Source organism: Azospirillum sp. VT-I1 (genome assembly GCF_055698305.1).
Map to the genome: position 1 here is coordinate 132647 of NZ_CP168800.1, position 13136 is coordinate 145782.

At 69.4% G+C, this 13136-nt stretch carries 10 protein-coding genes; all 10 read left to right on the plus strand.

Translation table 11 applies throughout. From position 1 onward, the window contains the following. The first annotated feature begins 220 nt into the window (after nt 1–220). The 10 genes from aroQ to AB8P05_RS00710 all read left to right on the plus strand — a co-directional run bounded on the left by aroQ (nt 221) and on the right by AB8P05_RS00710 (nt 13043). On the plus strand, nt 221–670 hold the full coding sequence (gene aroQ / locus AB8P05_RS00665) for a type II 3-dehydroquinate dehydratase (protein ID WP_012973695.1): 450 nt from the start codon (nt 221–223) through the stop codon (nt 668–670). Nucleotides 671–692: 22 nt separating this feature from the next. Beyond that, entirely contained in the window at nt 693–1145 is a 453-nt protein-coding gene (gene accB, locus AB8P05_RS00670) for an acetyl-CoA carboxylase biotin carboxyl carrier protein (protein ID WP_455171400.1), read from the plus strand. Nucleotides 1146–1164: 19 nt separating this feature from the next. After that, a complete protein-coding gene (accC, locus tag AB8P05_RS00675) occupies nt 1165–2505 on the plus strand; it encodes an acetyl-CoA carboxylase biotin carboxylase subunit (RefSeq protein ID WP_472759354.1) in 1341 nt (446 codons plus the stop codon). Between the two features lie 495 nt (nt 2506–3000). Then, complete coding sequence (locus tag AB8P05_RS00680; protein ID WP_472758404.1) at nt 3001–5484, plus strand: methyl-accepting chemotaxis protein; 2484 nt, start codon at nt 3001–3003, stop codon at nt 5482–5484. 200 nt (nt 5485–5684) lie between these two features. Beyond that, complete coding sequence (locus AB8P05_RS00685) at nt 5685–8108, plus strand: PAS domain-containing sensor histidine kinase (protein WP_472758405.1); 2424 nt, start codon at nt 5685–5687, stop codon at nt 8106–8108. Next, a complete protein-coding gene (locus AB8P05_RS00690) occupies nt 8105–8734 on the plus strand; it encodes a CHASE domain-containing protein (protein ID WP_472758406.1) in 630 nt (209 codons plus the stop codon). Before AB8P05_RS00685 ends, AB8P05_RS00690 begins: the two co-directional genes overlap by 4 nt. Then, nucleotides 8710–9750 (plus strand): sensor histidine kinase, encoded by a 1041-nt coding sequence (locus AB8P05_RS00695; protein WP_472758407.1) that lies wholly within the window; start codon nt 8710–8712, stop codon nt 9748–9750. Before AB8P05_RS00690 ends, AB8P05_RS00695 begins: the two co-directional genes overlap by 25 nt. Continuing rightward, nucleotides 9750–10187, plus strand: coding sequence for a response regulator (locus tag AB8P05_RS00700; RefSeq protein ID WP_472758408.1), 438 nt, complete (start codon nt 9750–9752; stop codon nt 10185–10187). The genes AB8P05_RS00695 and AB8P05_RS00700 overlap by 1 nt, the downstream gene beginning before the upstream one ends. Nucleotides 10188–10199: 12 nt before the next feature. Further along, nucleotides 10200–11606 carry a diguanylate cyclase gene (locus AB8P05_RS00705; RefSeq protein WP_472758409.1) on the plus strand — a complete coding sequence of 469 codons (1407 nt, stop codon included), beginning with the start codon at nt 10200–10202 and terminating at the stop codon, nt 11604–11606. Nucleotides 11607–11636: 30 nt separating this feature from the next. Further along, nucleotides 11637–13043, plus strand: a complete 1407-nt coding sequence (locus AB8P05_RS00710) for a response regulator (protein ID WP_472758410.1) — start codon at nt 11637–11639, stop codon at nt 13041–13043. The last annotated feature ends 93 nt before the right edge of the window (nt 13044–13136 follow it).

Below are 13136 nucleotides of genomic sequence, written 5' to 3' on the forward strand. Positions count from 1 at the left end.
GACGGGCTCAAGGCGCTGAAGGCGCAGGAGTCTACCGTGAGCTGCTGGCCCGCCACACCGTTCCGCCGCTCCCCTGAACCCCGGTGCGGAGCGGGCCGGCGGCAGGCAGTGCGGGGGCCGCAGGCGCGCTTTTCCGCGCCATGGGCCCGCGTCGCCATGGACAGGACGGTGCTTCGTGCTATAAACGCGCGGTTTCGATCATGGAAAAGGGGCGCGGGCCGTGGCCATCGACGCGTCGATTCTGGTCCTCAACGGGCCGAACCTCAACATGCTGGGCGTGCGGGAGCCGCAAATCTACGGGTCGATGACCCTGGACGACCTGGAGGCCGCCTGCCACGAGCGTGCCGACACGCTGGGTCTGACCGTGGATTTCCGGCAGTCCAACCACGAAGGCGAACTGGTCTCGTGGATTCAGCAGGCCCGCACGGAGAATGACGGCATCGTCATCAACGCCGGCGCCTACACCCACACCTCGGTCGCGATCATGGACAGCCTGATCCTGTCGGAGCTGCCGGTGATCGAGGTCCATCTGTCGAACATCTTCAAACGCGAGCCGGTCCGTCATCACTCCTACATCTCGCCGGTGGCGAGGGGGATGATCTGCGGGTTCGGGCCGCACGGGTATCTTCTGGCGCTGGACGCCATCGCGAACATCATCGACCGCGATTAAGGAAACGGGAACGACTGACATCATGGCGAGCTTCGACATCGACGGCGATCTGGTCCGCAAGCTGGCGGACCTCCTGCGTGAGACGGGCTTGAGCGAGATCGAGTTCGCCGAGGGCGAAAAGCGCATCCGCGTCACCCGGCCGACCGCCGCCCAGACGGTCGCCGTCCAGGCCGCCCCGGTCCTGGCGGCCGCTCCGGTCGCCGCCGTGGCGGCTGCGGCCTCTGCCAAGCCGGCCAGCCATCCGGGCGCGGTGACCTCGCCGATGGTCGGCACCGCCTATCTGGCGGCCGAGCCGGGCGGCACGCCCTTCGTCCGGCCGGGCGACGTGGTCAAGGCCGGCCAGACCATCATGATCATCGAGGCGATGAAGGTCATGAACCCGATCAAGGCCCCGCGCGGCGGCACCGTCGCCGAGGTGCTGGTGTCCGACGCCCAGCCGGTCGAATTCGGCGAAGTTCTCCTCATCATCGAGTAAGCGGGGCATTCCCTTGGCGATGTTCGAAAAGGTCCTGATCGCGAACCGTGGTGAGATTGCGCTCCGCATCCACCGCGCCTGCCGCGAGATGGGGATCCAGACCGTGGCGGTGCATTCCACCGCCGACGCCGACGCCATGCACGTCCGCCTCGCCGACGAGAGCGTGTGCATCGGGCCGGCGTCCGCGCGCGACAGCTACCTCAACATTCCGGCAATCCTGTCGGCGGCGTCGATCACCAATGTTGACGCCATCCATCCCGGCATCGGCTTCCTGTCCGAAAACGCCCAGTTCGCGGAGATGGTGGAGGAGCACGGCTTCACCTTCATCGGCCCGACGCCGGAGCATATCCGGATCATGGGCGACAAGGTCACCGCCAAGAAGACGGTGATGGAACAGGGACTGCCGGTGGTGCCCGGCTCCGACGGCCCTGTTTCGACGCTGGAAGAGGCGGAGAAGATCGCCCACGAGACCGGCTATCCGGTGCTGATCAAGGCGGCGGCGGGCGGCGGCGGCAAGGGCATGAAGGTCGCCCGCAACCCCGACCAGCTGAAGGAAGCCTACCAGCTGGCCCGTGGCGAGGCGCGCGCCGCCTTCGGCAACGACGAGGTCTATCTCGAGAAGTATCTCGGCCGGCCCCGCCACATCGAGATCCAGCTGCTGGGCGACACCCACGGCGCCTGCGTGCATTTCGGCGAGCGCGACTGCTCGGTCCAGCGCCGGCACCAGAAGGTGATCGAGGAGGCGCCGAGCCCCGCACTGAACGCCGAGCAGCGCGAATACATCGGCGCCCTGGCGGCCAAGACCGCGGCGGCCATCGGCTATCGCGGCGTCGGCACGATGGAGTTCCTGTTCGAGGACGGGCAGTTCTATTTCATCGAAATGAACACCCGCCTGCAGGTGGAACACACCATCACCGAGATGATCACCGGCATCGATCTGGTCCGCGAACAGATCCGCGTCGCCGCCGGCGCGCCGCTGGGCTACGGCCAGTCGGACATCCGCTTCGAGGGCCATGCCATCGAATGCCGTGTGAATGCCGAGAATCCGGAGACCTTCATCCCGTCGCCGGGCAAAATCGACGGCTATCACGCGCCGGGCGGCCTGGGCGTGCGCGTCGATTCGGCGCTGTATGACGGCTACCGCGTGCCGCCGCACTATGACAGCCTGATCGCCAAGCTGGTCGTCCACGGCACCACCCGCAACGAGTGCCTGATGCGCCTGCGCCGTTCGATCGAAGAGTATGTGATCGGCGGCATCCAGACGACGCTGCCGCTGCATGACCGCATCATCGCCCAGCAGGCCTTCATCGATGGCAATTACGACATCCACTGGCTTGAGCAGCTGATGGCGAAGTCCTGAGGCGTCGTGGCCGTCTCTGCCTGTGTATAGTTGTTGCGACGAAATGTCGCAGTCCTGAAGCCCCTCTCTCCAAGTCGAGCGAGGGGCTTTTCTTTTATCTCGATTTGCTCATGCAAGTGCCTGTATTCGCATCCGCGACCCGGTCTTTTGCAATTTGGCAATTTCACGCCCGGCCCGCGTTTCAGTTCGCAAATTGCGACGCCGTCTGCGGCGGAGTGCGGAGCGCCGCCCCCGCCCCATGGCTCAATCGGCCTTGCTGCCCATAGGGGTTTTCCCCGAACGGGCGCTTCCGGCGATTTCGTTGTGCATGGCATGCCTCTTGCTGACTTGATCTGTGTCAGTGCGGAGGGGTGCCTACCCAGAGTAGATGAAACTCCATTCCGCTATCTGCCCCGAACCATCGCCATTTTTCGGCGGTGCGGTGCCCCTGGTCTGAAGTCCGGTTGCGCCCATCGCGCCGCCAAACATGCCCTTTGCCTGACGAGGCCCCCGTCCATGCGCCTGAACGAACCGATCACCGACCGCGAAATCGTGATGGAAGACGGCGTCCTGCTGGTGTCGCGTACCGACACGGGCGGGCGCATCACCTTCGTCAACAAGGCCTTCGTCGACATCAGCGGCTATGCGGAGTCCGAGCTGATCGGCGCGCCGCACAACCTGATCCGGCATCCCCACATGCCGGAGGCGGCCTTCGCCGACCTGTGGGCGACGATCAAGGACGGGCGCCCGTGGGAAGGGTTGGTGAAGAACCGGACCAAGACCGGTGACTTCTATTGGGTGCGGGCCAACGTCACGCCGGTGATCGAGGACGGCAAGGTGACCGGCTTCATCTCCATCCGCACCAAGCCCACGCGCGAGCAGGTGGCGGCGGCGGAGCGGCTCTATGCCGACATCCGCGAAGGGCGGGCGCGCCATCTGACGGTGCGCGACGGGCAGGCGGTGGGCCGGGGCGCCGGCGCGGCGATCCGGCGCTGGACGGCGAGCGTGACCGGCCGGCTGACCCTGATCTTCACCTTCATGATCCTGGCGATGCTTGCGGTCGGCGGCGTCACGCTGCGCGGCATGGCCGACAGCAACGCCTCGCTGAAGACGGTGTACGAGGACCGGACGGTGCCGGCGGTGCAGATCGGCGAGATCCTGGACCATATGCGCGACAATGTGCAGACGCTGCAGCGGCTCATCATCGACACCCGCGACGGTACCGACGCCAAGGTGATGGCCGGGCGCGAGGCGCGGATCGTCGCCAACGCCGCCACCATCGACCGGCTATGGGCGGACTATCTCACCACCTACCTGACGCCGGAGGAGGCGGTGCTGGCGGAGCGCTTCGCCAAGCAGCGCGCAGCCTTCCTGAACGACGGCTTGCGGCCGGCGATGGAGCTGGCGCGCCAGGGCGATTCGCTGCGGCTGGAGGTTCTGGTCCGCGACCGGGTCGAACCGCTGTTCCAGGCCGCCTTCCAGACCAACAAGGACCTGCTGCAGCTGCAGCTGTCCGTCGCCAAGGCGGAATACGAAGGCGCGCTGGAGGATTTCCGGTGGCATCTGGTGTTCGCCATGGCCGCCGGGCTGGGCGTGCTGCTGGCGGCGGTGTTCTGCGGGTTCCTGCTGCTGCGGACGGTGCGGCGGCCGCTCGCCGACTTCTCCCTTGATTTCGACGCCATCGCCCGCAACGACCAGACCCACATCATCGACCTGCCGGCGGCGGCGGAGTTCCACCCCGTCGCCGGCCAGCTGCGCGGGCTGAAGGCCCGGCTCTGCTACGCCGTGCAGGAGCGCGCCGAGCGTTCCCGCCAGGCCGACGAGGAGCGGCGCCGCGCGCTGGAGGCCATGGCATCGACCGTGGAACGCGAGGCCGGCCGCGCGGTGGAGGAGGTGGCCCAGCGCACCGGCTCCATGGCCGACGATGCCGAGGGCATGTCCGGCTCTGCCGAGCGGGTCAGCATCAACGCGCAGACGGTGGCGTCGGCGGCGGGCCAGGCGCTGGCCAACGCGCAGACGGTGGCCGCCGCCAGCGAGGAGCTGGCCGCCTCGATCCGCGAGATCTCGTCCCAGGTCGCCCATTCCAGCGCGGTGACCCGCCGCGCGGTCGAGAGCGGCCACCACACCCAGGCCACCATCCGGTCGCTGTCGGAGACGGTGGCGAAGGTGGGCGAGGTGGTGAACCTGATCCAGTCCATTGCCGGGCAGACCAACCTGCTGGCGCTGAACGCCACCATCGAGGCGGCCCGCGCGGGCGAGGCGGGCAAGGGCTTCGCCGTCGTGGCGCAGGAGGTGAAGAACCTCGCCAACCAGACCGCCACCTCGACCGAGGAGATCACCCGGCAGATCACCGCCATCCAGGCGGTGACCGACGAGGCGGTGCAGGCGGTGGAGGAGATCGGCCGCACCATCGCCGAGATCGACCACATCGCCGGGTCCATCGCCGCCGCGATGGAGGAACAGTCGGCCGCCACCCAGGAGATCAGCCGCAACGTGGTGGAAACCTCCACCGCCGCGCAGGAGGTGTCGTTCCGCATCGCCGCCGTGTCCGAGGAAGCCGACCGCACCGGCGAACAGGCGACCCAGGTCAAGAACGGCTCCGGCGACGTTGCCCGCTCCATCGAATCCCTGCGGCAGGTCCTGGTGCGCATCGTCCGCACCTCCACCGGCGACGCCGACCGCCGGCGCAAGCCGCGCTATCAGGTGGAGGAGATGGGAACCCTGCTGATCGGCGGCGACCGTCTGGCGGTGACCGTCCGCAACCTGTCGATCGGCGGCGCCATGATCGATCCGGTGACGGCGACCGACGGCCGCTCGCTGGCCGGCACCACCGGGCATCTGCGCCTCGACCGCTATGGGGCGGAGGCCGCGGTCGTGGTGAAGGCGGTGGAGCATAACCGCATCCATCTGGCCTTCGAGGGGGAGAGCATGTCGCGGGACTTCAACCGGGCCGTTGAAATCGCCACCAAGGATCGCACCCCCGTCGATGTTGCTGCCTAAAGTATTCGGCGGGGATCCATCATTCAGCGCTCTTAACGGTTAAGCATCTTCTTCATCCTTTTGGCTGAGGACTGCGGCCCTGTGACAATTTCGCAAGAGATTGCTTTGGGGTTGAAGGAGTATGCTTGCCTTACTGCCAGGGGATGCGCGCTCGTCCGCAGCGTCTTCCAGGTGAATGGAAACGAGGTCCGGCCGCAACCATGGTCGAAGCATCCACACTGCACGCCCCGCCGCAGGCCGGGGCGACGCCAGGCGACGCCTCGCAGAAGCTCCGCCCCCGCCTGAAATGGCGCCGCGGCAGGCAGGACGCGGCGGTTCCCCGCCTGCACCTTGCGACCGACGCCGCCGGCGACGGGATTTGGGACTGGGATCTGGCGACCGATGCCGTCTGGTACAGTCCGGGCTGGCAGACGATGCTGGGCTTCTCGCCGGGGGAGGTGCCGCCGCATCTCGATTTCTGGTGCTCCCGCGTCCATCCGGAGGATCTGCCGCTGGTCCAGGCGGCGCTGCAGGCGCATTTCTCGGGCGAACGGCCCTTCTACGAGTGCGAACACCGCGTTCGCGCCAAATCGGGGGAGTGGCTGTGGATCCTCGACCGTGGCCGGGTGGTGGCCTGGGATGCGGAAGGCCGGCCGCGCCGCATGATCGGGACCCATGTCGACGTCACCGCCCGCAAGCGGGTGGAGGAGGAGCTGGCCGAAAGCCGGCTGCAGCTGGACGCCATCCTCGACAACGCGCCGGTGGGCGTGCTGCTGGTCGATGGCGACCGGGTGATCCGCCGGGTCAACAAGGCAGTGACCGCCACCTTCCAGCACCGGATGGAGGACATCGTCGGGTCGAGCGCCCGCATCATCTACGGCGATGACCGGGTGTTCGAGGATATCGGGCGGCGCGCCTATCCGCGGATGCTGTCGGGCGGCCAGTTCGACGAAGAGGTGGCGATGCGCCGGGCCGACGGCGCCGGCATCCGCTGCCGCCTGATCGGCCGGCCGGTCAAGGCGGGGGACCCGGCCCGCGGCTATGTCTGGGTGGTGGAGGACGTCACGGTCCGCTGGCGCGCCGAACAGGCGCTGAACGACCGCGCCGGCTTCCAGCGCGTGCTGCTGGACACGGTGCCGGTGCCGATCTTCGTCCAGGACGTCATGGGCCATTACGTCGACGCCAACAGCGCCTTCGAACGCTGGATGGGCATCGACCGGCAGGCGCTGTTCGGCCGCACCGTCTCCGATCTCGCCCCGCCGCATGTCGCAGAGGCCGACGAGGCGGTCGACCGGGCGCTGCTGGCCGACCAGATGCCGCAGAGCTACGAGACCCAGCTGCGCTGCGCCGACGGAACGCTGCGTGAGGTGCTGTTCTCCAAGGCCGTCTATTGCCGCACCGGCGGCAAGCCGGCCGGCATCGTCGGCGCGGTGATGGACATCAGCGAGCGCAAGCATGCCGAGCAGGCCCTGCTGGAACGCCAGCAGCTGTTCGAGCAGATCTTCGTCGCCAGCTGCGCGGTGAAGCTGCTGATCGACCCGGCGGACGGGCGGATCGTCGATGCCAACCCGGCGGCGGCGCAGTTCTACGGCCATCCGCTCGACCGGCTGCGCAGCATGCGCATCCAGGACATCAACGTGGCCCCGCAGGCGGAGGTGGAGCGGGAGCTGCGTCAGGCCCACAACGCCGAACGCAAGCAATTCCAGTTCCGCCACCGGCTGGCCTCCGGCGACGTCCGCGATGTCGAGGTCTACATCAGCAACATCGTCGTCCACGGACGCACTCTGCTGATGTCGCTGATCCACGACATCACCGAACGCTGCATCGCGGAGGAGGCGCTGCGCGGCAAGACCCGCGAGCTGGAGCGGTCCAACGCCGAGCTGGAGGCCTTCGCCTATGTCGCCTCCCACGACCTGCGCCAGCCGCTGCGCGTCATCACCAGCTACCTGACCCTGCTGGAACGGGGCATGGGCAAGTCGCTGGACGAGGAGGCGCGGGAATGCATCGACTTCGCCCGCGACGGCACCCAGCGCATGGACCGGCTGATCGTCGACCTGCTGGAATACTCGCGGGTCGGGCGCAAGGCCAAGCCCTTCCGGCCGGTGCCGCTGGACGAGCCGCTGCGGCTGGCGCTGCTGAACCTGGAGGTCGCGGTCCAGGATGCCGGGGCCACGGTCACGGTGGAGGGGCTGGACGGCGGCGCGCTGCCTGCGGTGGCCGGCGACAACAACGAACTGATGCGGCTGTTCCAGAACCTGATCGGCAACGCGGTGAAGTACCGGGAGCCCGGCCGTCCGCCGGTGGTGCGCGTCACCGTGGCTTTGGACCGGCAGGGGGGCCGGCAGGGGAGCGCCCCGGCGGTGTGCGTGGACATCCGCGACAACGGCATCGGCATTGCCGCGGAGGACCGCGACCGCGTCTTCGGCATCTTCCAGCGGCTGCACCGGCGCGACGAATATGAGGGCACCGGCGTCGGGCTGGCGGTCTGCAAGAAGGTGGTCGAGCATCACGGCGGCCGGCTGTGGGTGGAAGGCCCGCCGGACGACGACCTGCGCGACGCGCAGGGGCAGCCCTGCGGCAGCCTGTTCCGCATGGTCCTGCCCGCCCTGGCCGACGGGGACGCGGAGCCCGGGGAGCGGCGATGACGGCCGAACCCCTGACCACGCCGCGCCCGCCGGTGCCGGCCGTCCTGCGCCGGCTGACCGCGGGCGGCAGGCGGATCTGGAAGGCTGCCGCCGTGCAGGCCGCGGTGACGCTGGTGCTGGCGCTGGCCTATCTGTGGATGGGCGACGTCTATGTCCGCGTCCTGGTGGCCGAACACCGGGCGACCGCGGCGCTCGCCGCGTCGTCGATGGCCAGCACCCTGTCCAGCGCGCTGAACGAGCGCCTCGCCCTGGTTCGCGGCCTGACCGCCTTCGTCGAGGTGGCCGCCGCCGCCGGCAGCCTGATCGAACAGTTTCCGCGCTATGCCGAGGGGCTGCGGCGGTCGGTGGTGGGCGTGCGCAACGTATCCGCCGCGCCGGGCTTCGTGGTCCGCATGGTCTATCCGGTCGAGGGCAACGAGAAGGTGCTGGGCAACGACCTGCTGAAGGATGCGCGCCCCGGCTTCGCCGAAACGGTGCAGCGCGCCATCATCAGCCGCGACGTGACCATCCACGGCCCGGTCACGCTGCTCCAGGGCGGGCAGGGGATGATCGCCCGGCAGATCGTCTATGGGCCGGGCAAGCCCTGGGGGCGGTGGGCCTCGTGTTCGACGTCGGCGCCATCCTGAACGAGGTGCGGTTCGACCGGGTTCCTCCGCATCTGGTCTTCGCCATCGTGACCGACACCGGCCAGCAGGTGGCGGGCGACGCGCTGGCGCTGAAAGGCGACCCGCTGCTGGAGCGGATCAACCTGCCGGACGGCCATTGGGAACTGGCGCTTGCCCCGCGCAGCAGCTGGGAAGGGCTGGCCTATGCCGATCCGACCTTCCGCGGCTTCCAGGCGGCCTTCCTGCTGCTGGCCCTGCTGATCGAGGCGCTGGCCTTCATGGCGGTCAGCCGCCGCTACACGCTGGAACGGCAGGTCGACCTGCGCACCGCCGAGCTGGGCCGCGCCAAGAGCGAGCTGGAGCAGTTCGCCTATGCCGCCGCCCACGACCTGCAGGAGCCGCTGCGCGCCATCGCCAGCTATGCCCAGCTTCTGGAAAAGCAGCAGAAGGGCAGGCTGGACGAGGAGAGCGCCGGCTTCATCCGCGAGATCGTCGACGGGGCCGGGCGGCTGAAGATGCTTCTGCGCGACGTCCAGCTGTTCCTGGCGGAGGATCGGGTGCCGCTCGGCTGCGGCACGGTCGCGGCCGGGGATGCGCTGCAGGGGGCGCTGGTCGCGCTGAAGCGGCGCATCGCCGATGCCGGCGCCACCGTCACCGTGGGCGATCTGCCGGCGGTGCAGGCGGACGAGCGGCGCCTGCGCGAGATCTTCATCGTGCTGATCGCCAATGCGGTCGAATACCGCCATCCCTACCGCGCGGCGGAGGTGCATGTCTCCGGCCGGCGCGTTGACGGCTATGACGTCATCGACGTGCGCGACAACGGCATCGGCATCGAGCCCCGCTACCGCGACCAGATCTTCGAGGTGTTCCGCCGCCTGCATCCGCGGGACGAGCATCCCGGCACCGGCATGGGGCTGGCCATCGCCCGCAAGATGGTGGAGCGGCTGGGCGGCCGCATCACCGTCACCTCCAGCCCCGGCGTCGGCAGCACCTTCTCCATCCATCTGCCACACCCCGCCTTCCGAGGATTCCCCTGATGCAGGACCTGACGACTCCCTTCGAGATCCTGCTGGTCGAGGACGATCCGGCGGACGCCGGCCTCGCCAAGCGCGCCCTGCGCGACGGCCGCATCCTGTGCAACGTCGCCCATGTCCGCGACGGGGTGGAGGCGATGGAGTATCTGCGCCGCCGGGGTCCCTTCGCCGGCGCCGCCCGGCCCGACCTGATCCTGCTGGACCTGAACATGCCGCGCATGGACGGCCGCGAGGTGCTGCAGGAGATGAAGGCCGACGACGAGCTGAAGACCATTCCGGTGGTGATCCTCACCACTTCCGACGTCGACCGCGACGTGAACGCCAGCTACCTGCTGGGCGCCAACAGCTTCATCACCAAGCCGATGGACATGGACGCCTTCTTCGATGCGGTGAAGAGCATCGAGGAATACTGGTTCCGCGTCGTCCGGCTGCCGCGGTGAAGGAGGCCAGCCATGTCCATCGCCTTACCCGCCAAGTTCGCCCCCTCCCACGCCCCGGAGCCGGAGGAGGGGCGCACCGCCATCCTGCTGGTCGAGGATGACGACGCCGACGCGCGTCTGGTCACCCGGTCGCTGACGCCCTATGCCCGCCGCTCCAGCGTGGCGCGCGCAACCTCGCTGAAGGAGGCGCGGGCCTGGCTGCACCGCAACGCCTGCGACGTGGTGCTGCTCGACCTGTCGCTGCCCGACAGCTTCGGGCTGGAGACGGTGACCCGCCTGCATGCCGACGCGCCGTCGCTGCCGCTGGTGGTGCTGACCGGTTACGACGACGAGGATTTCGCGCTGGAGATCCTGGCCCACGGCGCCCAGGACTATCTGGTGAAGGGGCAGACCGACGGGCCGCTTATGTGGCGCGCCGTCCAGCACGCCATGGCCCGGAAAAGGCTGGAGGAGGAGCTGCGCCTGTCGGAGGAGCGGCTGCAGGGCATCATCGGGCTGGCGCAGGACGCCATCCTGACCACCGACGAGAACCTGAACATCACCTTGTTCAACCGCGCGGCGGAAAGCCTGTTCGGCTACGATGCCGACGACATCCTGGGCCGGCCGCTGTCGCTGCTGATCCCCGAGCGCTTCCGTCCCGACCACGAGGCGCACATCGCCGATTTCACCGTGTCGGAGATGCAGGCGCGGGTGATGACCAACCGGCGCGAGGTGCAGGGGCTGACCGCCGACGGCCGGGAGTTCCCGGCCGAGGTGTCGATCGCCAAGCTGCACCATGCCCGCGGCCTGCTGTTCACCGCCGTCATCCGCGACGTGTCCGAGCGCAAGCGGGTGGAGAGCGAGCTTCGCCGCATGGCGACCACCGATCCGCTGACCGGGCTGAACAACCGCCGCCGCTTCATGGAGCTGGCGGAGGTCGAGATGGCGCGGCTGCGCCGCTATGGCCGGCCGGTGTCGGTGCTGATGCTGGACATCGACCGCTTCAAGGCGATCAACGACACCCACGGCCATGCCGTCGGCGATGCGGCGCTGGTCCGGCTGGCGGAGGTCTGCCGCTGCGAACTGCGCGACACCGACCATATCGGCCGGCTGGGCGGCGAGGAGTTCGCGATCATCCTGCCCGAAACCCCGCTGGCGTCGGCGGCCGAGGTGGCGGAACGGCTGCGCCAGCGTCTGGCCCTGGCTGACGTGCCGCTGCAGTCCGGCGGCCAATCAGGCGGCGCAACCCTGCGCATGACGGTCAGCATCGGCGTCGCCATGTGCGGCGACGAGGATGCCAGCATCGAACGCGCCCTGGGCCGCGCCGACCGCGCGCTGTACGAGGCGAAGTCGCTGGGCCGCAACCGGGTCGTCGTCACCGACGGCTATCCCGGTCCAGCCTTCGCCACCGCATCGATTTCCACCTCCATCGCGAGCTGACGGCATGTCCGAGGGAAAATGGCCGAAGGAATGACGACCGAAATCACCGGCCCGGGGGCGGTGCTGCTGGTCGGCGGCGACGCGTACCGCGCACGGCTGCTTGCCGTCGCGCTGGGCGGCATTCCCCGGCGTGTGGAAACGGCGGAGGAGGCATCGGACCGCCTGCGCGACGCCGGTGCCGCGGCCGAGGGAGGCGTGGTGGTGATCGACGCCCCCGGCATCGACACCCGTCTCGCCGCCACGTTTGCCCCCACCCTGGCCGCAATCGAGGCGCTGGCCCGGCTGGACCCGGCCCCCGCGATTCTGGTTCTGCTGCCGGACGGGCAGGAGGATGCCGCGCAGTCCTGCATCGCTGCCGGGGCGCAGGACGCGCTGCCGGCCGGCGACGCCGCCACCCTGCGCCTTGCCGTCGCCGCCGCCCGCCGGCGTCAGGCGCGGGAGAACCGGCTGCGCGCGGCCGCCGCCGCCGCGGAGCGGATGCGGGGTGAGGCCATGGCGCTGTTCGACGCCGCGGAATCCGCGGTGGCGGCCGCGCTCGACCCTATGATGGCGCTGACCGCCGCCGCACTGGAATCGCCGCTGCTGCCGAGCCAGCAGGACCGGCTGACCGCGGTTCGGGCGGCGGGCACCGCCCTGCGCGCGACGCTGCCGGCCCTGCGTCCGCCGCCATCGGGACTCCCGAAGGCCGAGACGCTGACGCTTGGCGGCCTGACGGCCGGCGCCAAGACGGTCGTGGTGGAAGGGGGCGCCGACCGGCAGTTCGTCGGCGATGGGGGCGGCTTGCGCTCCCTGCTGGCCCTGCTGACGGTGGAGGCGGGGGCGGAGCTGTCGCTCTCCCTTCCGCCGACGGGGGAGGGGGCCGAGCTGGCCATCCGCCGCCGGGGCGCGCCGCGGCTGCGCCCACTGGCGCTGGCGGCGGCCGGGCCGCTTGTGCAGCGTCTGGGCGGTCGCCTGCCCGTCGACGGCGCCGCTGCCGAAGGCACTGCCGGGGAATGGCTGGCCGTCCGCATTCCCGTGCAGTTGCCGGGACGTCCCCTTGCGCCGAAGGGCGCCCTTTCGGTCCTGCTGGTGGAGGACAACCCGATCGGCCGGCTGGTCGCCGCGGGCTTCTTCAAGTCGCTGGGCCATGTGGTGACGACGGCGGAGGATGGAGCGCAGGGGCTTGCCGCGGCGACCGCAGGGCGATTCGACCTGATCGTGATGGACGTGCAGATGCCGGTGATGGATGGTCACGAGGCGACGCGGGCCATCCGTGCGCTGCCGGGTCAGGCGGGCCGCGTGCCGATCGTGGCGCTGACCGCCGGCACCGATGCGGAGGACGACGCGCAGTGCCGCGCCGCCGGGATGGACGACTGCCTGCACAAGCCGCTGACCATGGACCGGCTGGGCGCCGTGCTGGACCGCCTGTTTCCCGGCCGGTCGGCGGCGGGCGGTTGATGCGGGGCCGACGCAAATTGTCGAAAACTTTACAGGTCTAAAACCATATTCCACTTGCCGGTAACCGACCATCGGTTGCCCGCCGTCGGTTCG